The sequence below is a fragment of the Amycolatopsis sp. PSD-21 genome, assembly GCF_055561455.1.
Genome location: NZ_CM145712.1, coordinates 8,359,501 through 8,381,013, shown reverse-complemented (window position 1 = coordinate 8,381,013; position 21,513 = coordinate 8,359,501). Strand labels below are relative to the sequence as shown.

The window sequence follows — 21,513 nt, the reverse complement described above, 5'->3', positions numbered from 1 at the left end:
AAACCGCGCGGGAGCATGTTCTCCTCGCTGAAGGTCCGTAACTACCGGCTCTTCTTCACCGGCCAGGTCATCTCGAACATCGGCACCTGGATGCAGCGCATCGCGCAGGACTGGCTGGTGTTCACCCTCAGCGGCAACGACCCGATCGCGCTCGGCATCGCGGTCGCCTTGCAGTTCCTGCCGACGCTGTTCCTCTCGCTGTGGGCCGGCGTGCTGGCCGACCGCGTCGACAAGCGACGGCTGCTGATCGGCATCCAGATCGCCGTGCTGGCGCAGGCGGTCGTCCTCGGCGCGCTCGATCTGAGCGGGATCGCGGCGCTCTGGCACGTCTATCTGCTCTGCTTCACCCTCGGCGTGACGGCGTCGCTGGAAGTGCCCGCGCGGCAGTCGTTCGTCGCCGAGATGGTCGGCAGGGACAAGGTCACCAACGCCGTCGCGCTCAACTCCTCGATCTTCAACATGGCCCGGATCGTCGGCCCGGCGATCGCGGGTTTCGCGATCACCTGGGTCGGCACCGGCTGGCTGTTCATGGCGAACGCGGTGAGCACGGGCGCCGTCATCGCCGCGCTGGTGATGATGAACCCGGACAAGCTCTTCCGCGGCCCGGCCATCCCGCGCGAGAAGGGGCAGCTCGTAGAGGGGCTGCGCTACGTGCGGCGGCGCAGCGACCTGATGACCGTGATGGTGCTGGTGTTCTTCGTGAGCACGTTCGGCATCACGTACTTCACGTCGCTCCCCATCGTCGCCGCGAACGTCTTCCACACCGACGCCGACGGCTACGGCCTGCTGTCGACACTGGTCGCAGTCGGTACCTTCACCGGCGCGCTGATGTCGGCCCGCCGCAACACCCGCGGTGGTCCCCGCGTGCGGCTGCTGCTGATCTCGGCGTTCCTGCTCGGCGCGTTCGAGGTGGTCACCGCGTTCATGCCGACGTACCTGAGCTTCGGCCTGGCGCTGATCCCGCTCGGCTTCGCCACGATCACCTTCCTGAACACGGCGAACGCGCTGGTGCAGACCGCGGTCAGCCCGGAGATGCGCGGCCGCGTGATGGGCCTGTACGTGCTGGTGCTGATCGGCGGCAACCCCATCGGCGGCCCGATGACCGGCTGGATGGCCGACGCCTTCGGCGGCCGCTCGCCGTTCTACATCGGTGGCGCGGTCTCGGCGCTCGCCGCGATAGCCTGTGCCGTCGTGCTGATCCGGCGTGGCGGGGTGAGCCTGCCGGTGCGGCGGTTCGGGAACGGGCTGCGGGTGCTGAAGCGGGAGCGGGTGTGAACAGACTCGGCGTCGAACCTTCGGTGACCCGGTGGACCGACGGCGAGGCCCGGTTCCTCGATTGGACGATCGACGGTGTCGCGCTGCGCACGCTGGTTTCTGAGATGCCGGAGCAGCAGACACCGCTGTTCCTGGACGACGATGTGTGGCGCGAGGCCGCTGTCGAGACGCTTCGCCGTCTGCTGGGCGAACTGCCGGGTGATTTCGACGACGGCCGGGTCGCGCTGCTGGTATGCCCGGCGTGCGGTGATCTCGGCTGTGGCGCCTACAGCGTCGAGGTCGTGTTCGGCGACGACGTGGTCGAATGGCGGACCCTCGGCTGGCAAACCGACTACGAGCCGTTCGACGGCCTGGCCGAGGACGGGTTCACCGGGGCGAGGTTCGACCGGAAGGCGTACGAGACGCTGCTCGGCGACCTCCTGTCGAAATACCGGGCCTAGCCGCCGAGCAGCGGCGGCACCATCTTCTCGGCGAGTGCCACGAGATCGCCGGGGCCCTTGAACTTGAGCGTCTGCCCGGCCGGATCGCCGGTGAGCTGCACGAAGACGCCTCGTCCGTCGACCTGGGCGGGCCGCCCGGCGATCGTCGTGGTCGGGGCGACGGCGGTGGACAGCTCGCTGTAGTCCGCGGTCACGCCGTTCAGCTCGCAGGCGGCGAAGAAGTTCGGCTTCGCGTTGTCCGGCGGCACACCGAGCGCGCGGCCGAGTTCTCCGCACAGCAGCCACGAGATCACCGGGAGCGGCTTGTCCTTGATCGGGCCGGGTTCGGTCTTCTCCAGGGCGATCTCGCCGTCCTTGCCGGTTTTCGGCAACTTCGGCCCCGGCGGCATCGCGCCGGCGATCAGTGCTTCGGCGAGCGCCCTCGCCTTCTTCTCGGTTTCGGGGCTCTCGACGATCCTGCCGCGGAGCGAAACGTGCAGGACCGGCGAGGCGCCGATGTGCGGCGCGACCTCGACGAGTTCGACGCCCAGGGTGGTGCCGTCCTTGTCCGTGGCGATGACCGCGAGCTTGCCGGCGACCGTGGTCTTCGTGGGCAGGCCGCGGCTCGTGTCTTCCGGCAGCGCCGGGACCATCTGCGTGCTGACGTCGAGCTCCGCGGTGACCGCGTGACAGGACTGGCCGGCCTCGCGAAGCGTGCGACCGCCGAGGATCTCCTCCCAGCGCTGCTCCGGGATCGCCTGGCACAGCACCTGCGCGGCGGTTTCGTCCGTCAGCGCGGCCACCATCTCGCCCGTCGGCATCAGGACCGGACGGAGCTCCTGCCCGGACTTGGACGGCCAGACTTCGGGGAGCTTCGCCTCGGTACCGGTGTCGTCCCGGTTCAGCAGGGTGATCGCGACGAAGATGCCCACCCCGAACAGCAGCAGGGCACTGACGAGCGCGCAGCCCGCCCAGATCCACATCGGACGGTCGGTCCTGCGCGCGATGGCTCGGTAATCGTTCGGGGTGGCCACGGGGTGAAGCTAGCCCGTCGGGCGCCGCCTGTCCGGCGAAACGCCAACCCGATGGGCGGATCCGCGGAGGTGGGCCTTCGGGGAGGGTTGCGGTAGACTTCGATCAGCGCTGGTTAGTAAACCGGCGAAGTGGACCCGGCAGCCTTCCGGACGGTGGGTGGGCCGGGTTTCGCGTATCCGGACCTCATACGGTTCTGATCTCTTCCGCCATTTCCCTCACCCGGGTCTTCCAGTGGCCGCCACGCTGCCAGCACCAGGCGAGGGCGTCCGGTACGGCCAGCAGTGGTTCCTCGAAGGCACGTAGATGCCGGTACTCGAGAGTGTCGTGGCATCCGTGCCGCCGGACGGAGCGATACAACGTCTTCCTGTCCAGTTCCACTATCGATTCGTCGCTCTCCAGGACCAGCATTCGGGTCCCGGCGCTCGCGAGGTCCTCGACGAGCGCGTCGAGGCAGGCTTCGCGCTGACGACGTCGATGATGCGCTGAAGCGTCGTAGATCGTCACCGTCGGCCCGAGTCCGGCGATGGTGTCCAGGATCCGTTTCCGGCGGCCGTCGTTCTCGTGGGTGAAGTGCAGACGCCGTTGCCCGGGAAGCACCAGGCCGCGTATAGCGCGCCTGGCGGACGTGAGGTCGCCTGAAAGCAGCGCGGCGGCTGTCACCAAGTAACCGCGCTCTTTGCTTTCGTCGACGAACACGTGGCTGGTCATCCCGTGCATTGTTCCGGTGAGGGCCGACAAGACGATCATCGGCTGAGAGTGATGCCCTTGCGCGCGGGCAAAAGCTCCCCTCTCGCGGGGACGACGAAGCAACGCCGGAGGGAACCGATCCGGTGCCGCTCAGAAGGCTCATGGGGACAAGTGTGTCCTCACCCGGACGGGTGAGATCGGCATCTCTCGGCCGAACCCCTTGTCGGGGAAGATGAGGTTAGGCTAACCTCATACATGTCCGCTTCGTGGTGGGAGCGGCAGTCAGTTCGGGAACGGACGAAGCCCCGCGACCGGGTCACCCCCGGAGGCGGGGCTTCGTTCATTCCGGAGGGTTCATGGTCGATGACCGCGCCGATCAGGTCAAGGCACCCGGTCGAGTGCGATCCCGAACTCCTTCCGATAGACGTCCAGGATCTCCTGATCACCCGAAAGCCTGGTCTCCTCGCGGACGCCGTGGGTGGTGACGATCAGCTTGTCACCCGCCAGCGTGACCCGGCCGTGCTTGGCAGGCAGCGAGCAGGTCGGTCCCCGCGTGAAATGCGAGTCCGGCGACGTCGACTGCCAGAAAGCGGTCGGGACGAACTCGTCCAGCGCCCGCGGCCGCCGCTCGATCCGGTACTGGGGAGCGCCGTCGAGCAGGACGTCGATGTCGCCGTGGGGCGCGTCGAGGACCAGGAACTCCCCTTCCGGGTCGGCCTGCGCCTCGGTGGCGGCCAGCCGCAGCGGGAACCGGCTGAACCGCCCGAAGCCGACGTCGGCCAGCCACGGTTCGTCCAGTTCGACGTGGACGACGGCGTGGTCGAACGGCGGTCCGAGGGTGCCGTCCGGCCGGAACACCTTCGCCGACCTCAACCCGGCGTCGAACCCCAGCTCCCGCAGCAAGGCGGCGAAGAGCCCGTTCAGCTCGTAACAGAAGCCGCCACGGCGCCGGAGCACGATCTTGCCGAACAACGCCTCGGTCTCCAGGACGATCGGTTCGCCGAGGTGGATGCTCAGGTTCTCGAACGGCACCACCGCGAGGTGGCGTTCCTGCAGCGTCCGCAGCGCGGCGACGTCCGCGGTGGCGGGAGGGTCGAGCCCGAGTCGGTCGAGGTATGCGGCGACGTCCATGCGTCCACCTTGACACCTCGACTTCGCTGGAGGTCAAGAAACGAAAACGGGGCCCTCCGTGAAGGAGAGCCCCGCTTCGTGACGAGAAGTGTCAGCCGAGCAGCAGGCCGTTGCCACCGGCGACGGCGTTGTCGAACCGCTTGGAGATCTCGGCCCAGTTGAAGATGTTCCAGAGCGCCTTGACGTAGTCCGGCTTCACGTTCTTGTAGTCCAGGTAGAACGCGTGCTCCCACACGTCGACCAGCAGGATCGGCGTGGTCGGCAGGACCAGGTTGTTGTGGTGGTCACGCAGCTGCTGGGTGATCAGCGTCTTGCCGATCGGGTCCCAGGAGAGCGCGGCCCAGCCGTTGCCCTGGATGGTGGTGGCGACCGCGGTGAACTGCGCCTTGAACTTGTCGAAGGAGCCGAACGCCTCGTCGATCGCGGAGGCCAGCTCGCCGGTCGGCTTGTCGCCGCCTTCCGGGGAGAGGATCTTCCACCACACGACGTGGTTGGCGTGCCCGGCGAGGTGGAACGCCAGCGTGGTCTGCAGGCCCACGATGTCGCCGAAGTTGCCGGCCTCACGGGCCTCGGCGATCTTGTCGAGCGTGTCGTTCGCGCCCTTGACGTAGGTCGCGTGGTGCTTGCTGTGGTGCAGCTCGTTGATCTCGCCGGAGATGTGCGGCGCCAGGGCGCCGTAGTCGTAGTCGAGTTCCGGGAGCACGTAGCGGGCCATCGGCCCTCCTTCTGTCTTCGACACAAGTTTCCAAGGACGAACTTAGTCGTCTTCACCCGTTTGCGGCGACCGGGGGCGCCGCGTTTCTCCCCAGGTGGAACGACCCGTTCGTAGCGGCTGTACCCGGTGGGGCCACCGCCTGAAACCCACCCTGCTAGCTCCAGTTAGCTGGAGGTCAAGGCGATGTGACGGCGGTCATCAAGCCAGGTAGGGCAGCCCGACCAGGTGATAGGTGGCGAGCACTCCGAGGAAGGCCACCAGTGCCACGGAAACCACCGTGTAGGTGATCCTGGCGGGGGTGGTCCACCAGCGGCGGAGCCACGCGAGCGCCGTGCAGACGACGGCCGCGCCGGTCAGGAGCAGGACGACGTTCGGCAGGAGCAGGGTGACGCTCAGCAAGGGGGAGTGCCCGGAGGTGAGCGCGACGGCGGCGGCGCTGAGATCGCTCATGAGGAGGGCGAAACCGCCCGTGAACAGCAGGACCGCGAGGGCGGCGGACCAGGCGGCGACCGTCGCGAACCGGGCGCCTTTCGGATTCCGCTCGCGGCCACGCCGGACGAACGCGCGGATCGGCCACCACAGCAGCGCGCCCAGCAGGAGCAGCAGCGCGATACCGAGGATCAGCAGGTGCGTGGACGGCGATCCGAGCCACGACGTGCGTTCGTAGGAGGAGTTCGGGTCGTCGCCCGCGAACAGCAGCATCTCCCCGCCGGATTCGCGGAACGCGAGCCGCTCACCGGCCGCGTCGGTGAACAGCCCGGGCTCCGTCTGCGTCCATCGCCGGGTTCCTTCGCCGAGGCCGGACGTCGTCAGCACGCCGTCGCCGTCGGCGGTCACCGTGACGCCGCCCGCGAGCGCACGCACCTTCGTGAAGCTGTCGTAGTCCAGCCGGGTGTTGGTGTAGCTGCCTTCGAACCGGGATACATCACCCGGGAGGGTCACGGGCGCGGGAACGGGAGCGGCGGGCTGGAGCCGCTCGACGAAGGCCTTGAGCACCTCGGCGGTCACCGCGGCGGCGTCACCGGAGAACGCGCCGCCGTTGAACGCCAGGTACACGCCGGTGTTCTTCTCGGGGATCAGCTCCAGCACGCTGAAGAACCCCGGTGAGTCGCCGGTCTTCTCCACCATGCGCAGGCCGTTCAGATACCGCTCGGAGAAGCCGAACCCCATCGCGGGCAGCCGCGGGTCGTTGCGGAACCGCGCGCCGTGCAGCTGGTCGAGCAAGGAGCGGCTGAACACGCCGGGCACGAGGTTCGCGGACAGATAGCGGCCCATGTCGGCCGGAGTGGCGACGTTCCCGTCACCGGCGGGCGGTTCGGGGCCGAAGTTGGCGGGCGGGACGACCTGTGCGGCACCGTCCCAGCGGTACCCGCTCGCCAGCGGGACGTCCGGGGCAGGCTGTGCGACGCTGCTGTCCTTCATGCCCGCCGGTTCGAAGATGTGCTGCCGCACGTAGTCCGAATAGGACTGTCCGGACGCGAGTTCCACGAGATGCCCGGCCAGCGCGAAGCCGTAGTTCGAGTAGATCGCGACCTCGCCGGGCGGGCGGACGCGGGTGGGCATCTCGTTCGCGAGGTGCTCGGCGAGCGAGGGGAGTTTCTCGTCCCGCGGCGTGAACATCCGGTACACGCGGTCCTCGAAACCGGCGGTGTGGGTCAGCAGGGAGAACAGGGTGACCGGACGGCCGGGGAAGGTTTCGGGGATCTTGAACGATTTCAGGTACGTGTTGACGTCGGCGTCCAGCGCGAGCTTGCCCTGTTCGACCAGCTGCATCGCGGCCGTCGCGGCGATCGACTTGCCGACGGAGTTGATCAGGAATCCGGTGCGCTCGGGGTCCACCTTGGCCTGGGTGTCCACTGAGGACACTCCGTAACCCTTCGAGAAAACCGTCTTGCCGCCTTCGACGACCACCACGGCGGCACCGGGGATGTGATGCTCGGCAAGACTTCGCGGGAGGATCTCGTCGAAGACACCGGCGGGTGTCGCGGCTTGGGCGGCGGGGGCACTCAGGACCGTCGCGAAGGTCAGCAGGGCGGCGGTGGCCGCGATCCGGAACATACCCTGAAAGTTAGGGATTTCCCCGGGGAGAAGGGATCCGGCGGGCCGCCGAGCACGGGGTGGGGCCTGCCCTACCTGGTGACCGGCCCGCGTCAAGCTGCTCGTGAGTAGTAAGGACGGTTCTAACCGTCCTTACCACTCACGAGGTCAGGCGGCCCGGTACGCGTCCAGCTCGCTCGCCAGCTCGTCGAACACCGCGATGTTGCATTCGAAGGCCACGATGGCCTCGTCGATCAGCCGCGCGCGCTCGTCCTCGGTCCACGGCGCCGAGTTCAGCTGCTCGCGGTAGTTGTCCCGAAACTTGGGCGCGCTGCCCAGCTGGTCGAAGTGGTAGAACAGCGAACCCGCCTCGGTGAGCTCGTACTTGCGCTCCAGCAGCCGCCGGATGACCTGGCCGCCGGCGATGTCGCCGAGGTAGCGCGTGTAGTGGTGGGCGACGAACCCGCCGGACCAGTCCGACGCCTCGGCCACGCGCCGCGCGTACCGCTCCGTCGAGGGCAGCGGCCGGATGGTCTCGCGCCAGTCCGGGCCGACGAGGTGTTCGAGGTCGCGTTCGAGGCTCGGCAGCCGCCGCAGCTCCTCGAAGACGAACTTGCCCGCCACCGGGTCCTTCGCCAGCTTGTCGGCGGCCTGCTCGATGGCCTGGTAGATGAAGTAGTACTGGATCGCCAGCCGGGTGTACCCGTCGCGCGTGAGCTCGCCGCCGAGCAGCGCGTTCATGTACTCGGAGTGGTTGGCCCGTTCGTGGGCGGGGAGGGTGGAGGCGCGCAGGGCCGCGGAGAACGGCCCGGATTCGACGTCGGTGGTCACCGGCATGGACAGAGCCTCCAAGCATCGATCTGACATGCTGTCAGAAAGAGCGTAAGGCACAACCACGGGTTAGGCTACCCTTATTTACGGGTTTTCCGTCATCCCGACCGCTCTGAGCACGAAGCGGACGGCTCCCTCGATCGCGTCGTCCAGCCGTTCGGGTGGCACGTCGACGACCTGACGGCTGCCCAGCGCGGCGGTGATCATCGGGATCAGCACGTCGGGGTCCTCGTCCGGCACTCCCTCGGCGAGGATCTCGCGCAGCTGGCCGGTGATGGGGTCGGCGTGTGCGCTGATCCGCCGGTACGCGGCGGGTGCCAGCGCCGACGCGAGCGCCGTCCCCGGCGGCAGGTGGTACTCGGCCAGCACCCGCAGCTGGAGCCGGACGAAGGTCGCGAGCTTCTCGACCGGGGTGTCCGCGGTCGCGACGGCCGCCTTCAGTCGTTCGACGTACCGCGTCGCCTCGTCCTCGACGAAGGCGACCAGCAGGCTTTCCTTGTCGGGGAAGTGGTTGTACATCGCCGTGCGGCCGAGGCCCGCTTCGGCGGCGACACCCGCGAGCGTGATCGCGTCGAATCCGCGCTCGTACAGCTGCCCGCGCAGGACGTCGAACACCCTGCTGCGGACCTCGCGCCGGTGCTCCTCCAGCGACCGGCCGATGATCTTGGGCACGAGCCACCTCCCTGGAGGAAGACTCTAAGCCTCCAGGGACCAGGTGTGCACCGGCGTCTCGGTGGCCGACAGCTCCAGGTACCGGCCCAGCATCCGGTTCAGCGCGGTCTCCCGCTCCGCGCCGCGCTCCTCCGCGCGCAGGACGTACTCCCGCTGCCAGGCCGCGCCGGTCCGCCGGGTGAGACACCGCTGCTCGATGATGCCCAGATAGCGCTCTCTCGCCTCGTCCGAGACGTCCGACCGGCGTAGTCCTTCGTGCGCCAGCGGCAGCAGGACCCGCAGCACCAGCTCGTCCGGCGGGATCCAGCCGATACCCGGCCAGTACAGCTGCGCGTCGAAACCGCGGCGCGCCCCCGCGTACATGTTCTCCTCGGCCGCCTGGAACGACATCTGTGTCCACACTGGACGGTCGGCCTCGGCGAGCGCCCGCTGCGCGCCGTAGAAGAAGGCGGCGTTCGCGACCATGTCGACGACGGTCGGGCCCGCGGGCAGCACACGGTTCTCCACCCGCAGATGCGGCAGGCCGTCGACGACGTCGTAGACCGGCCGGTTCCACCGCCAGACGGTGCCGTTGTGCATCCGCAGCTCGGTGAGTTTCGGGGCCTGCCCGGAGTCGAGCGCCTCGATCGGGTCCTCCCGGTCGGTCTCGGGAAGCAGGCCGGGGAAGTACCGGACGTTCTCCTCGAACAGGTCGAAGATCGAGGTGATCCACCGCTCGCCGAACCACACTCTCGGCCGCACGCCCTGGTTCTTCAGTTCCTCGGGCCGGGTGTCTGTGGCCTGCAGGAACAGCGGGATCCGGGTCTCGTGCCACAGTGCCTTGCCGAGCAGGAAAGGCGAATTCGCGCCGACCGCGATCTGGACCCCGGCCAGCGCCTGAGCGGCGTTCCAGTGCGCCGCGAATTCCTCCGGCGCGACCTGCAGATGCAGCTGGACGGAGGTGCAGGCGGCTTCGGGCAGGATGGATTCGGAGTAGCTGCGCAGCCGCTCGGGCTGGCGGTCGGGGAGCGGCGCGCCCTCCATGGAGAGCACGGTGCGCTCCCCGCGCGCGGCGAAGATCCGGTCGTTGAGCAGCGAATACCGGGCGTTGTTGGTCAGCCATTTCTGGTCGAAGTGCTCGTGCCGCAACGTCGGGAGGATGCCGATCATCGCCAGGGAGGCACCGGATTCCTCGGCCTTGCGCGAAGCGGCGCTCAGATACGCGTGGAGGTCGTCCTCCAGTTGCAGCGCGGACTCGCCTGCCAGCGGCCGCGGCGGCACGTTGAGCTCCAGGTTGTGCTGGCCGAGCTCGGTGGTGAACGACGGATCGTTCAGCGCTTCGAGCACCGTCGTGTTCGTCATCGACGGGCGCAGTTCCGCGTCGACGAGGTTGAGTTCGACCTCGAGGCCGATGTTCTTGCGCGGGAAGGAAAAACTTCCGTCGGTGAGCATCCGGGCCAAGGTGTCGAGGCAGCGCTGTACCTTCCGGCGATAGCGGCCGCGATCCTGCGGCTCGGAGGGGTCCGCCGAAAGATTCTTACCCATGTTCGTCGAGCTCCTCATTGGCCACGCTCCGCGGGGTCCAGGCGGGACTGCCAGGCGGCCCAACGGTTTCACGCCTCGCAGCCGCCCGGCTAGCGGCCAAACTGGTGCTCTCTGTCACTAGGGGTTAACTGACAGCAAAATACCTCCATTCGTACTACTTACCCGTGGACGATCGGACGCAAACGGCGCGCAGCGGGCGGATGACACACTCTCCTGGTGGCAGAACTGATCACCATCGACGACCGTGACGACCCGCGGCTCGACGATTTCCGCGACTTGTCCACAGCCGATCGGCGTCCCGATAGGCCGGGTGGGCGTGGCTTTGTGATCGCCGAGGGCACCGTCGTGGTCGAGCGCCTGCTCAAGTCCCGCTATCCGGTCCGTTCCCTGCTCGGGGTGGAACGGCGATTCCACGAACTGGGCGGCGACCTGGACCGTGTCGACGTCCCCGGATACGTGACTTCGGCCGAAACGATGGCCGAGGTGGTCGGATTCCACCTGAATCGCGGCATCCTGGCCGTCGCGGACCGGCCGTCTCCGCCGCCGGCGGTGGAAGAGGTCATCGACGGCGCGCGGGTGCTCGCGGTACTCGAAGGCGTCGGTGACCACGAGAATCTCGGTTCGCTGTTCCGCAACGCGGCCGCGCTCGGCGTCGACGGGGTCCTGCTCGGCGCCGGCTGCTCGGACCCGCTGTACCGGCGCAGCGTCCGCGTCTCGATGGGGCACGTCCTGCGCGTGCCGTTCGCGACCTTCGGATCCTGGCCAGGCGACCTCGAACTGCTGCGGGAACGCGGTTTCCGCATCGCTGCCCTCACTCCTCGTGCGGATTCCGTTTCGCTGCGCCAGTTACGGGACGAGACGCCGGAGAAGGTCGCGCTGATGCTGGGCGCAGAAGGGCCGGGCCTGACCGAGGAGGCCATCGCCGCCGCCGACGTCGCGGTGCGGATCCCGATGCCGGAAGGCGTCGATTCGCTGAATGTCGCCACGGCGGGCGCGATCGCGTTCTACGAGACGCGTCCACCGCTATCGTGAGCACCCGGGCGATCACGAGGAGAACCATGGAATTGCGGATCCGTGAGGGACGCGCGGTGCTGGCCGGTCCTGGCGGCGAAAGCGCGCGCGAGGTGGACCCGCATTCACTCGCGATCGGTTCGGATCTCGCGCAGGCGTTGCACGAATGGGCCCGGGTCGCCTCCGCCGTCGGCGGCTCCGGCACCGAGGCGGCTTCCGTGGTCTCGCAGCGAGGCCGCCAGCTCGCGCAGCGGGTCGCCGCCACGATGGGCACGTCGGTGCGGTTCGTCGATCCGGTCTCCGGCGACCGCGTCATCATCGACCCGCCCGCACCCACACCCCGCAACGAACTCGCGCGGCGGCTCTTCGGCACGCCGGACCCGGCCGGGGAGCCGACACCGTGGCTGACCGGGCTGACCGTCTCCGCGTTCGCCGCGGCCTTGGTCGTCGTGGCGATGCTGGCACTGGCGAACACCCTCGCGCGGGAGACCAACGGCTGGCTCGCGCTGCTCGCGTCGGCCGTCGTGACCGCCGGGATCACGCCGTCGCTGTGGCTCGCGCGTCGGGTGCCGATCGTGCGCTGGGCCGCCTTCGGCGCGGCCGCGGGGATCGTGATCGCGTGGATCGGCGTGCTGGTCGTCGTCTTCTAGAGATCGAAAACGGTGTTCGAGGTAGCCGCGGCTTTGGGCGATACCGCGGAGAGCGCCGGGATCGATCCGCCATTCCATCGGTGAGACATGCGCGTACGGCGTTCCGGTGAAACCTGGAAACGCAAACGGACAGCGCGTGCGTACCAATCCTGCATGAATCCCCCTCGGCGGCGAGGATGCCGGGACGATACTGAGCCCCATGACCGGTGACCCGCTGGATTCACTCAGAAGGCTGTGTCTCGCGCTGCCGGAAGTCTCCGAGCGGCTCAGTCACGGCGAGCCGACATGGTTCGTGCGCGGGAAGAAGACGTTCGTCATGTACGCCGACCGTCATCACGACGACAAGGTCGCCTTCTGGTGCCCGGCGCCGCCCGGGGCGCAGGAGGAACTCGTGGGCGCCGAGCCGGAACGGTTCTTCCGGCCGCCGTACGTCGGGCATCGGGGGTGGCTCGGGGTGCGGCTGGACACCGACGTCGACTGGGCCGAGATCGGACAGATCGTCACCGACGCGTATTGCCTCGTGGCGCCGAAATCCCTGATCGCGCAGGTCCCCGGACGCACGTAATGGCCCCTCCACCGGAAGGGGCCACTACGTGCGGATTCAACCTCGTTGTGATCGGACGCCCAGAAGGACGTCTTCCCAGGATGGAACGATGGGGTGGTTCTTCTTCCCCTTCGCCCGTGGAGCGGGTTCGGCCACTTCCGCCGGCTCGTCAGCCGGAAGTGGTGGCTCGGCATCTTCTTCGGGCTCGGCTATCGGCGCGTCGATCACCTTCGCGACCGGCTCGTCCGGAACCGAATCGAGGGTGGGCTGGACGACCGCGTCCCTGCCGGGTTCCAATGCCCGGACCGTGCGCGGGGCACGGTAGGCGTTGGGGTTGAGCAGGACTTCGGCGTTCTCGTCGAGGGCTTGCACGGTGCCGCCGTGCGCGCCGGGCGCGAACGACCAGTGCGCGCGGTTGTCCGAGCGGCCGGCCTTCCAGCTCAGCACGACGACCCATTTGCCGTCGTCGCCTCGCCAGGAGTCCCAGGTCGCCTGGCTGTAGTCATGGCCGCGCTGCCCGAAGGAGTGCGCCACGACCTCGCCGAGCGTTTGGACGTCGGGGCCGTCTTCGCGGACCGGATGCGCCCGCTGGGCCAGTTCGGCGGTGCGGGATCGTTCGAGCAGGACGGGGTACGCGAACCGCTCGACGCGCTGCACGGTGACGCCGGCGCTGCTCGCGACCTGCTCCACGGACTCACCGGCCCGGATTCGTGCCTGGATCTCGCGTGGCCGCATTTGGCTCTCCAACTCGATTTCGATCTGGCCGAGGCGGGTGATGTCACCCCTCGCCGCCGCTCGCAGCCTCTCATCCGCGGGGAGCAGGAAGCGCGTGCGGCTCGCCGGGTCTTCGCACACGATGGACTTACCGTCCTCGTGCAGCCCGACCACCCGTAGCGCTCGCATTCTCGCCTCCCCGATTCTTCACCATTGTGGGTGTCCACGTTAAAACGGCGCGTCGCCTTGACGTGTGAGGCGCGCCGATGTCATGTGTCCTGCTCACTATTTTGTTCATGACGGCAAGGGGAATTCTGCGGGAGCGACGCGCCGTCCGCCGCGTGACGCGCCGGACACGCACAGTCACGATCGGGGGAATCTACGGCAGCCGCACCCGGACGACCAGTCCGCCGCCGCGGCCGCCGGGTTCCGCGCCCGCGGTCCCGCCGTGCGCCTTCGCGATGGACCGGACGATCGACAGGCCCAGCCCGGCGTTGCGGGAGTCGCCGGTGCGGTCGCCCGAGAGCCGCCGGAACGGTTCGAACAGCGCGGGCACGGCGTCCAGCGGCACCCGCGGGCCGGTGTTGCGTACCACCAGCGCCGGATCGGCGCCGATGTCGACGTGGACCCAGCCGCCCTGGTGGTTGTAGGTGATGGCGTTGTGCACCAGGTTCGTGACCAGCCGCTCCAGCAGCACGGGATCGCCGGACACCGTCCGCGGCCGCAGCCGCGACTCCATCGTGACGCCCGCTTCCTCGGCCATGGCCGACGCCGAGCGGATCACCGTCGCCGCGACCTCGTCCAGCCGGACGGGGCCGCGCGCGGCCAGGCCGCGGTCGCTGCGGGCGAGGACGAGCAGGCCCTCGATCATCCGTTCGCTGCGTTCGTTGGTGTAGATCAGGTGTTCGCCGAGTTTCCGGACCTCGGGGCTCGCGTCGGGATCGGCCATCGCCACCTCGACCAGCGTGCGCTGCACCGCGAGCGGGGTCCGCAGTTCGTGGGAGGCGTTGGCGACGAAGCGTTTCTGGCTGTCGAACGACACGGCGAGCCGGTCGAGCATGCCGTCGAAGGTGTCGGCCAGCTCCTTGAGTTCGTCGTCGGGACCGTCGAGGTCGATGCGCCGGTCCAGGTTTTCGACCTCGAGTTTCCGCGCGGTGGAGGTGATCGCGTGCAGCGGCCGCAACACGCGGCTCGCCATCAGCCAGCCGAGCAGTACCGCCAGCGCGCCGGCGATCGCCAGTGCGACCAGCGATTGCCACAGCAGGGTCGACAGGACGTCCGACCGGTATTCGGTGATCGAGGTCGCGACCAGCTGGGTGGCTTGAGCGCGCTCCACGGGAAGGATGGTCGTGGTGTCCAGGGGATACGCGCGCTGGACCGCGAGGCCCGCGGCGTCGCTCGCGAAGGCTGTCGTGTCCGGAAGGGTCGAGCTCACCAGCAGGTAGTTGACGATCAGCAGGGCGAGCCCGACGATCAGGAACGCGCCGCCGTAGAGCGCCGTCAGCTTGGTGCGGACGGAGAGCCGGAGCGGTTTCACGACCCGAACCGGTAACCGGCTCCGGGCACGGTCTCGATCAGCGGCGGTTCACCGAGTTTGCGCCGCAACGTCATCATCGCCACCCGGACGGCGTTCGTGAACGGGTCGGCGTGTTCGTCCCACGCCTTCTCCAGCAGGTCTTCCGCGCTGACGACGGTCCCTTCGGCGCGCATGAGCACCTCCAGTACCGCGAACTCCTTGGGGGACAAGGGAAGGAACCGGCCGTCGCGGGACGCCTGGTGCCGGGGCAGGTCTAGGACGACGCCGCCGCGTTCCAATACCGGTGGCAGCGCCGGCCGGGCGCGCCGCGAGAGCGCCTGCACCCGCGCGACGAGTTCGGCGAACGCGAACGGTTTCGTCAGGTAGTCGTCGGCGCCGAGGCCGAGCCCGGCGACGCGGTCGTTGACGTCGGCCGCGGCCGTCAGCATGAGGACCCGCGCCTCGCCGCCGGTGCCGATCACCGCGGCGCAGACCTCGTCGCCGTGCACGACGGGAAGGTCCCGGTCGAGCACGACGACGTCGTAGCCGTGCACCCCCACCCGGTCCAGGGCCTGCGCGCCGTCGTAGCAGACGTCGACGGCCATGGAGAACCGTCGCAGGCCCTCGGCGATCGTGTCCGCCAGGAGCCGCTCGTCTTCCACCACCAGCACTCTCACCTGGCCAGTCTGCCCCGGATGGGGGTAAGCGGGGGATAAGCGCGGCTCAGCCGACCGGGTGGCGGCCCGGGGTTGCGAAAGCCACTTTCGCAACCTTGAACGTTGCGAAAGTGGCTTTCGCAACGTCGCTTCGCGCTGCGGGGCCCAGGTGAAGGGAGCCTTCCCCGCATCGGACGAGGAAAGTCCCCTTCGCGACACCCGGGCCTTGCTCGGTGCTCGTCTCTGCGTGGATCCACCGACCGGGTGGCGAAAGTCCCTTTCATGTCAAGGCGCGCCGGTCCGTGGTGCCGCGAAAGCCACTTTGGAGACGTCAGATGTCCCGAAAGTGGCTTTCGCGACACCACCGGCTCCGGCGAGTGTGTGGATCCGCCGACGGGGCGGCGGTCGAAGGCGTACCTCGCGTGCGTGGAGCCGTAACTCACGTGATTGAAGCCGTAACTGCGTGATCCGGCTCCAAACACGCGAGTTACGGCTTCAAGCACGCGTTATCCGGCCGGGTGCAGCTGCCGTGCCGGGATCACCTGCTGTGGTGTGTTCGGGCTGGACCACAGCAGCTTCATCGACGCCTCGCCGCCGCGCTCGGTGTGTTCCAGCCGGATCGCGTACGACCGGCCGGCGATCAGGTCGAGAGTCGCTTTGTCGACGCTCGGGCCGTGCGGGACGGTGTTGTCGATCAGGAGTTTCCCGTCGACCCACAGCCGCACGGTGTCGTCCGAAACCGTGGTGAACGTGTACTTCCCGGTGTCCCGCGCGGTGACCTGCCCGGTCCAGCGCGAGGAGAAGGTCTCCGCCGGGATCTTCGCGTCCGGCGAGCCGGTGAACTTCCAGTTGTGGTTCACCCCCGGCTCGATCCGGCGCACCGACGGTATCCCGGTGAAGTCCGCGTTCGGCCAGTACTCCGCGGTCAGCCCCGTCCCCCGGCCGGCCGGCGCCTGCGGCAACGGATCGACGCTCAGTTCGATGACGGTCGCGATGTCGTTCGTCCGGTTGCCCGACGGCGTGAGCTTCACGCTCCCGGATGTCTGCTCGACCCGCACGCGCTGATGGCTGCCGAGCACCCGCGCCTCGCGAACCCGGAACGGCGCCAGCGCGTCGAGCGTCAGCGAGCCGCCCGCGGCAGGCCAGTCGAACACCGACGCGTAAAGCTTGTCACCGCGACGGCTGACGACGCCCCAACCCGGTTCGGCGACCAGCCCCGGCGCGCCCGCCCCGTAGACGGCGGCGGAGTGACCGTTCGTGCGCAGCCACTGGCCCATCTGCTTCAGCCTGTCGATGGATTCCCGCGGCACGCGGCCGTTGCGATCGGGGCCGACGTTGAGCAGGAAGTTCCCGCTCCGGCCGGCGATCGAAAGCAGCTTCCTGGTCAGATCCGCCGACGACTTCCAGTTGTGGTCCCAGTCCGTGTAACCCCAGCTGCCGTTGAGGGTCATGCACGACTCCCACAGCTGCCCGTCGACCGGCTTGTCCGGGATCTCCTGTTCGGGCGTTCCGGTGTCGCCGTCGACCACTCGCCGTTTGCCGACGCGGTTGTTGACCACAATGGACGGATCGAGGCTGCGGACATAGGCCTCCAGCTCCTCGCCGTCCCTTTCCGTCCACGGGTTGTTCGGCCGGTCGGTGCTCCATTCGCCGTCGAACCACAGCACCGCCGGGCGGTAGTTGTCGACGAGTTCCTTGAGCTGGGCGTACATCCGTTCCTTGTATTTCGGGAACGTCGCGGGATCGGGGAAGTCCGGATCGTGCCAATCCCAGATCGAGTAGTAGAAGCCGAGTTTGACGTCGCGCGCGGCGGTCGCGCGTTTCAGTTCGGCGAGGATGTCGCGTTTCTTGTCGAACGAAGAGTGGTCGCGGAGGTTGAACTTGTTGACCTTCGTCGGCCACATCGCGTAGCCCTCGTGGTGCTTCGACGTGATCACCACGTACTTCTGCCCGGCCTCCTTCGCCGACTGCGCGATGGCGTTCGCGTCGAAACCGGCCGGGTTGAACTTCGCGGCGATCTGCTCGTATTCGGCGCGCGGGATCTGGCAGTTCCGCTGGATCCACTCGGCGTCCTGGCAAACGCTTCCGTCGGGGCGGGTGTACTTCCCCTGCAGCTGGGAGTACGCGCCGAAGTGGATGAACTGGCCGAACCGGTCGTCGCGCCACCAGCGCGTCCGCTCGGCGGTGAACGGGTCGTCGTAGGCGTGGTCGGACGGGAGCGGCGCGGCTTCCGCGGCGGGCGCGACGCCCAGTGCGGTGGTCGCGATGACGAGGGCCGCCAGGGCCCGGAGTGGCTTGCGGCGATTCATGCACTCCTCCTCGCTGAGGTGTGGACGCCGGGGACTCTAAGAGGTCAAAGGTCGGATGTGAACCTCCAAAAGGCTGCCTGTGTGCTTAGTTCACCCGGAAAGACGGCGGATAGATCAGATCTCTGTTCCGCTGATCGGGACGGTAAGCGCGGCATAAGCAACATCGCTTACCGCCCCGGAATCGCTCGCTCCGTAGAAATCGGGACGCCAAGACGACCGAAGGAGCAGCGATGCGGAAACGACCCATGGCGGTGCTGATCGCCGGAGCGGTCTTCGCGCTGGTGGCCGGTTGCGGTGGTGGCGGGGACGACGGCGACAAGGTCGCCTCGATCTCTTCCCCGCCCGCCGCCGGAGCGGGTGACGGGAAGCAGGCGGACAACGTGTCCGACGAGGACAAGATGCGCAACTTCGCGAAGTGCATGCGGGAGCACGGCGTCGACATGCCGGATCCCCAGACCAACGGGGATGGGCAGGGCTCGATCTCCATCGAGGCGGGCGAGGTCGGGCGCGACGAGAACAAGATGAAGGCCGCGAGCGACGCGTGCCGGAAGCTGCTGCCGAACGGCGGCGAGATCAAGCCGCCCACGCCCGAAGAGCTCGACAAGTTGCGCAAGGAAGCCAAGTGCATGCGCGAGCACGGCATCGACTTCCCGGATCCCGATCCCAGTGGAAAGGGCGCCGCCATGACGCTGGACGCGGGCGGCGACCCCAAGAAGTTCGAAGAAGCGGCGAAGGCCTGCGGTCTGGGCATGACCATGAGGGCGGCTCCGGCGAAATGAGCGAACACGAAGGACCCGGCGGTGCACGGCGGTCGCGCCGGGCACGCTGGTTCATCATCGCGGCGGTCCTCGTCGTCGTGGCCGGGACGATGTCCGTGGTCGTGCTGACCAGGGTCACGTCGGAGGCCCAGCAGGTCGGGCAGGCACCCCCGCCGGTGGAGACCGCGCAAATCGAGAAGACCGACCTGCAGGAGGAGGAAGAGGCGAACGGAACCTTGGGCTACGGCGAGGAAAACGCTCTCGCCGGCCGTAAACAGGGCACCGTCACCTCCCTGCCGGACACCGGTGCGGTGTACACCCGGGGGAAGACCGTGTACGGCGTCGACGCCAAGCCGGTGCCGTTGTTCTACGGCACGCTGCCGTTCTTCCGCGACCTCGCGGACGGGGCCGCGGACGGCCCGGACGTCAAGCAGCTGGAAGAGAACCTGAAGGCGCTCGGTTTCGGCGGTTTCGGCACCCCGGACAAGAAGTTCACCTCCGCCACCGCCGCCGCGCTCAAGAAATGGCAGAAGTCGCTGGGCCTGGAGCAGACCGGCGCGTTCGGGCAGGGCGACGTCGTCCTCGCGCCCGGCGAGATCCGGGTTTCGCAGGTCGCCGCGCAGCTCGGCGGCCCCGGCGGCGGCGAACTCCTGAAGTACACCGGCACCGAGCGCCTCGTCGAGGTCAAGCTCGACGCCGCCAAACAGGCGATCGCGAAGGAAGGGGACAAGGTCGGGGTCGACATCACCGGCGGCAAGACCACGACCGGCGTGATCACCGAGGTCGGCAAGGTCGCGGAAACCGGCAAGGACGGCGCCGGGCAGGACGACGGCAAGCCGAAGATCAAGGTGAAGATCAAGCTGGACGATCCGGCCGCGGCGGGGTCCCTCGATTCGACGCCCGTCTCGGTGCGCTTCACCAAGGAAGTCCACAGTGGAGTGCTGGCGGTCCCGGTCGGGGCGTTGCTCGCGCTCGCCGAAGGCGGATACGCCGTCGAGGTCGACGAAAACGGCCAACGCCGTCTCGTCGCGGTGAAGACCGGCCTGTTCTCCGGCGGTCGCGTCGAAGTCAGCGGTACCGGCCTCGCCGCCGGGATGCGGGTGGTGACGACGTCATGACCCCGGTGCTGGCCGTGCGCAACGCCTCGCGCACCTATCCCGGCGGCGTGCGCGCCCTGCACGAAGTGACTTTGTCCATCGAGGACAGGGAGATGGTCGCCATCCTGGGGCCGTCCGGTTCCGGCAAGTCGACGCTGCTGCAGCTGATGGGCACGCTCGACCGGCCGACCAGCGGCGTCATCGAACTGCGCGGGCACGACGTGGCGAAACTGCCCGATCGCAAGCTTTCGGCGTTGCGGTCGCGGTGGATCGGGTTCGTGTTCCAGCAGTTCTTCCTCAGCGAGGGGGTGAGCGCGGTCGACAACGTCGCGACGGGGCTGCTGTACGCGGGGGTGCCGCGGCGGAAGCGGCGTGAGCGGGCGCTGGCCGCGCTCGACCGGGTGGGTCTCGCGCATCGCGCGGCCCATTTCCCGAACGAGCTCTCCGGCGGGGAACGGCAGCGGGTGGCGATCGCGCGGGCGGTCGTCAACTCGCCGTCGATCCTGCTGGCCGACGAGCCGACCGGGAACCTCGACACGGGCAACGGCGCGGCGATCCTGAACCTGCTGGCCACGCTGAGTTCGCAGGGGACGACGGTCGTGATCATCACGCACGACCGGGAGATCGCGGCGGGCATCCCGCGGCGGATCGAGCTGCGGGACGGCCGGATCCGGCTCGACACCGGGACGGGGGTGCTGGTGTGAGCGCCCCCGTCCTCGGCAAGACGCCGGATCCGGCCCGGCTCGGCCCGCGTGACGTGCTGAGCCTCGGCGCGCACGGGATGCGGACACGGCCGATGCGGGCGGTGCTGTCCGCGCTCGGCATCGGGATCGGGATCGCCGCGATGGTGGCTGTGCTCGCGATCCCGGCGTCGGGCGCGAAGGCGTTGCAAGACCAGCTGGCCGCGCTGGGCACCAACCTGCTCACCGCGGGGCCGGGCAAGACGTTGTTCGGCGGCGACGCCACCCTGCCGGACAGCGCGGTGCCGATGGCGAAGCGGATCGCGCCGGTGACTGCGGCGTCCGCGACCGGCACCACCGGCGCGACCGTGCGGCGCACGGACAAGATCGACAAGGACGAGACGTCCGGCCTCGGCGTCTACGCGGCGACGCCGGAGCTCCTCGACGTCATCGGCGGCGCCGTCCGCGAAGGGCAGTTCCTGCGGGACGCCACGCGCGACTACCCGGTCGTCGTGCTGGGTTCGGTCGCGGCCGCGCGGCTCGGGATCGACCGCATCGACCCGGCCAAGCCACCGCAGGTGTTCATCGACGGGAAGTGGTTCACCGTGGGCGGCATCCTCGGGCCGACGCCGCTGGCGCCCGAGATCGAGCGTTCGGTGCTGGTCGGCTGGGACGCGGCCAAGCGGCTCCTCGGCTTCAAGGGGCATCCGACGACGGTGTACGTGCGGGCGAAGGACTCGCAGGTCGAGAACGTGCGGTCGGTGCTCGCGCAGACGATGAACCCGGAGGCGCCGAACGAGGTCGAGGTCCGTCGTCCGTCGGAGGCGCTGGAGGCGCAGAAGCTGACGGAGAACACCTACAGCGCGCTGTTCCTCGGACTCGGCGGGGTGGCGCTGCTGGTCGGCGGCGTCGGGGTGGCCAACACGATGGTGATCTCGGTGCTGGAGCGGCGCCGGGAGATCGGCCTCCGTCGCGCGCTCGGCGCGACGAAACGGCAGGTGAGAGGCCAGTTCCTGGCCGAGTCGGTGCTGTTGTCCGGGCTCGGCGGGATCGCCGGGGTGCTGGTCGGGGTGCTGGTGACGTCGGGGTACGCGTTGAGCCAAGGGTGGCCGGCGGTGCTTCCCGTCGGCGCCCTGCTCGGCGGGGTCGGGATCTCGGCGCTGGTCGGTGCCGTCGCCGGCGCCTATCCGGCGATGCGCGCGGCGCGGCTCCCGCCCACCCAGGCCCTCGCCTAGCTCGCGTTTCGTCCTCT

21 protein-coding genes are annotated in these 21,513 nt (G+C 68.8%); 9 read left to right on the top strand and 12 right to left on the bottom strand.

Features of this window, described 5'->3' with window-relative positions; genetic code table 11:
- Positions 1-15 precede the first annotated feature (15 nt).
- Both ACZ1DY_RS39370 and ACZ1DY_RS39365 read left to right on the top strand, forming a co-directional pair.
- Complete coding sequence (locus ACZ1DY_RS39370) at positions 16-1,275, top strand: MFS transporter (RefSeq protein ID WP_257484058.1); 1,260 nt, start codon at positions 16-18, stop codon at positions 1,273-1,275.
- Positions 1,272-1,715 (top strand): hypothetical protein, encoded by a 444-nt coding sequence (locus ACZ1DY_RS39365; protein WP_465482678.1) that lies wholly within the window; start codon positions 1,272-1,274, stop codon positions 1,713-1,715. The genes ACZ1DY_RS39370 and ACZ1DY_RS39365 overlap by 4 nt, the downstream gene beginning before the upstream one ends.
- Here the strand turns inward: ACZ1DY_RS39365 and ACZ1DY_RS39360 are convergent.
- The 8 genes from ACZ1DY_RS39360 to ACZ1DY_RS39325 form a co-directional block, all read right to left on the bottom strand.
- Positions 1,712-2,728 carry a hypothetical protein gene (locus tag ACZ1DY_RS39360; RefSeq protein WP_465482677.1) on the bottom strand — a complete coding sequence of 339 codons (1,017 nt, stop codon included), beginning with the start codon at positions 2,726-2,728 and terminating at the stop codon, positions 1,712-1,714. The two genes, ACZ1DY_RS39365 and ACZ1DY_RS39360, sit on opposite strands and share 4 nt — an antisense overlap.
- Positions 2,729-2,912: 184 nt before the next feature.
- Complete coding sequence (locus ACZ1DY_RS39355) at positions 2,913-3,476, bottom strand: hypothetical protein (protein WP_465482676.1); 564 nt, start codon at positions 3,474-3,476, stop codon at positions 2,913-2,915.
- A gap of 321 nt (positions 3,477-3,797) precedes the next feature.
- Positions 3,798-4,547, bottom strand: coding sequence for an arylamine N-acetyltransferase family protein (locus ACZ1DY_RS39350; protein WP_126730445.1), 750 nt, complete (start codon positions 4,545-4,547; stop codon positions 3,798-3,800).
- A 91-nt stretch (positions 4,548-4,638) separates the two neighbouring features.
- A complete protein-coding gene (locus ACZ1DY_RS39345) occupies positions 4,639-5,262 on the bottom strand; it encodes a superoxide dismutase (RefSeq protein ID WP_126730446.1) in 624 nt (207 codons plus the stop codon).
- Between the two features lie 198 nt (positions 5,263-5,460).
- On the bottom strand, positions 5,461-7,320 hold the full coding sequence (locus ACZ1DY_RS39340) for a serine hydrolase domain-containing protein (protein ID WP_465482675.1): 1,860 nt from the start codon (positions 7,318-7,320) through the stop codon (positions 5,461-5,463).
- 147 nt (positions 7,321-7,467) lie between these two features.
- Positions 7,468-8,136, bottom strand: coding sequence for a biliverdin-producing heme oxygenase (locus ACZ1DY_RS39335; RefSeq protein WP_257484063.1), 669 nt, complete (start codon positions 8,134-8,136; stop codon positions 7,468-7,470).
- Positions 8,137-8,214: 78 nt separating this feature from the next.
- Positions 8,215-8,802 (bottom strand): TetR/AcrR family transcriptional regulator, encoded by a 588-nt coding sequence (locus ACZ1DY_RS39330; RefSeq protein ID WP_192743778.1) that lies wholly within the window; start codon positions 8,800-8,802, stop codon positions 8,215-8,217.
- Between the two features lie 24 nt (positions 8,803-8,826).
- Entirely contained in the window at positions 8,827-10,326 is a 1,500-nt protein-coding gene (locus tag ACZ1DY_RS39325; protein ID WP_465482674.1) for a glutamate-cysteine ligase family protein, read from the bottom strand.
- 216 nt (positions 10,327-10,542) lie between these two features.
- On the opposite strand from ACZ1DY_RS39325, the gene ACZ1DY_RS39320 reads away from it, so the two are divergent.
- The 3 genes from ACZ1DY_RS39320 (at position 10,543) to ACZ1DY_RS39310 (ending at position 12,552) form a co-directional block, all read left to right on the top strand.
- Complete coding sequence (locus tag ACZ1DY_RS39320) at positions 10,543-11,358, top strand: TrmH family RNA methyltransferase (protein WP_465482673.1); 816 nt, start codon at positions 10,543-10,545, stop codon at positions 11,356-11,358.
- 26 nt (positions 11,359-11,384) lie between these two features.
- Entirely contained in the window at positions 11,385-11,987 is a 603-nt protein-coding gene (locus ACZ1DY_RS39315) for a DUF2537 domain-containing protein (RefSeq protein WP_126730456.1), read from the top strand.
- 199 nt (positions 11,988-12,186) lie between these two features.
- Positions 12,187-12,552 carry an MmcQ/YjbR family DNA-binding protein gene (locus ACZ1DY_RS39310; protein WP_257484066.1) on the top strand — a complete coding sequence of 122 codons (366 nt, stop codon included), beginning with the start codon at positions 12,187-12,189 and terminating at the stop codon, positions 12,550-12,552.
- 36 nt (positions 12,553-12,588) lie between these two features.
- Here the strand turns inward: ACZ1DY_RS39310 and sepH are convergent, their stop codons facing one another.
- The 4 genes from sepH to ACZ1DY_RS39290 form a co-directional block, all read right to left on the bottom strand.
- Positions 12,589-13,434 carry a septation protein SepH gene (sepH, locus tag ACZ1DY_RS39305; protein WP_126730459.1) on the bottom strand — a complete coding sequence of 282 codons (846 nt, stop codon included), beginning with the start codon at positions 13,432-13,434 and terminating at the stop codon, positions 12,589-12,591.
- Positions 13,435-13,624: 190 nt separating this feature from the next.
- A complete protein-coding gene (locus ACZ1DY_RS39300) occupies positions 13,625-14,782 on the bottom strand; it encodes an ATP-binding protein (RefSeq protein WP_465482672.1) in 1,158 nt (385 codons plus the stop codon).
- Positions 14,779-15,438, bottom strand: a complete 660-nt coding sequence (locus ACZ1DY_RS39295; protein ID WP_126730462.1) for a response regulator transcription factor — start codon at positions 15,436-15,438, stop codon at positions 14,779-14,781. Before ACZ1DY_RS39295 ends, ACZ1DY_RS39300 begins: the two co-directional genes overlap by 4 nt.
- Positions 15,439-15,923: 485 nt before the next feature.
- Entirely contained in the window at positions 15,924-17,726 is a 1,803-nt protein-coding gene (locus tag ACZ1DY_RS39290) for an alpha-L-fucosidase (RefSeq protein WP_465482671.1), read from the bottom strand.
- Between the two features lie 230 nt (positions 17,727-17,956).
- Between ACZ1DY_RS39290 and ACZ1DY_RS39285 the strand changes: the two genes are divergently transcribed.
- The 4 genes from ACZ1DY_RS39285 to ACZ1DY_RS39270 are packed head-to-tail and all read left to right on the top strand — an operon-like array spanning position 17,957 to position 21,496.
- Complete coding sequence (locus ACZ1DY_RS39285) at positions 17,957-18,505, top strand: hypothetical protein (RefSeq protein WP_465482670.1); 549 nt, start codon at positions 17,957-17,959, stop codon at positions 18,503-18,505.
- Complete coding sequence (locus ACZ1DY_RS39280) at positions 18,502-19,602, top strand: peptidoglycan-binding protein (protein ID WP_465482669.1); 1,101 nt, start codon at positions 18,502-18,504, stop codon at positions 19,600-19,602. The genes ACZ1DY_RS39285 and ACZ1DY_RS39280 overlap by 4 nt, the downstream gene beginning before the upstream one ends.
- Complete coding sequence (locus ACZ1DY_RS39275; RefSeq protein WP_257484071.1) at positions 19,599-20,285, top strand: ABC transporter ATP-binding protein; 687 nt, start codon at positions 19,599-19,601, stop codon at positions 20,283-20,285. The genes ACZ1DY_RS39280 and ACZ1DY_RS39275 overlap by 4 nt, the downstream gene beginning before the upstream one ends.
- Positions 20,282-21,496, top strand: a complete 1,215-nt coding sequence (locus ACZ1DY_RS39270) for an ABC transporter permease (RefSeq protein ID WP_257484072.1) — start codon at positions 20,282-20,284, stop codon at positions 21,494-21,496. Before ACZ1DY_RS39275 ends, ACZ1DY_RS39270 begins: the two co-directional genes overlap by 4 nt.
- Positions 21,497-21,513 lie beyond the last annotated feature (17 nt).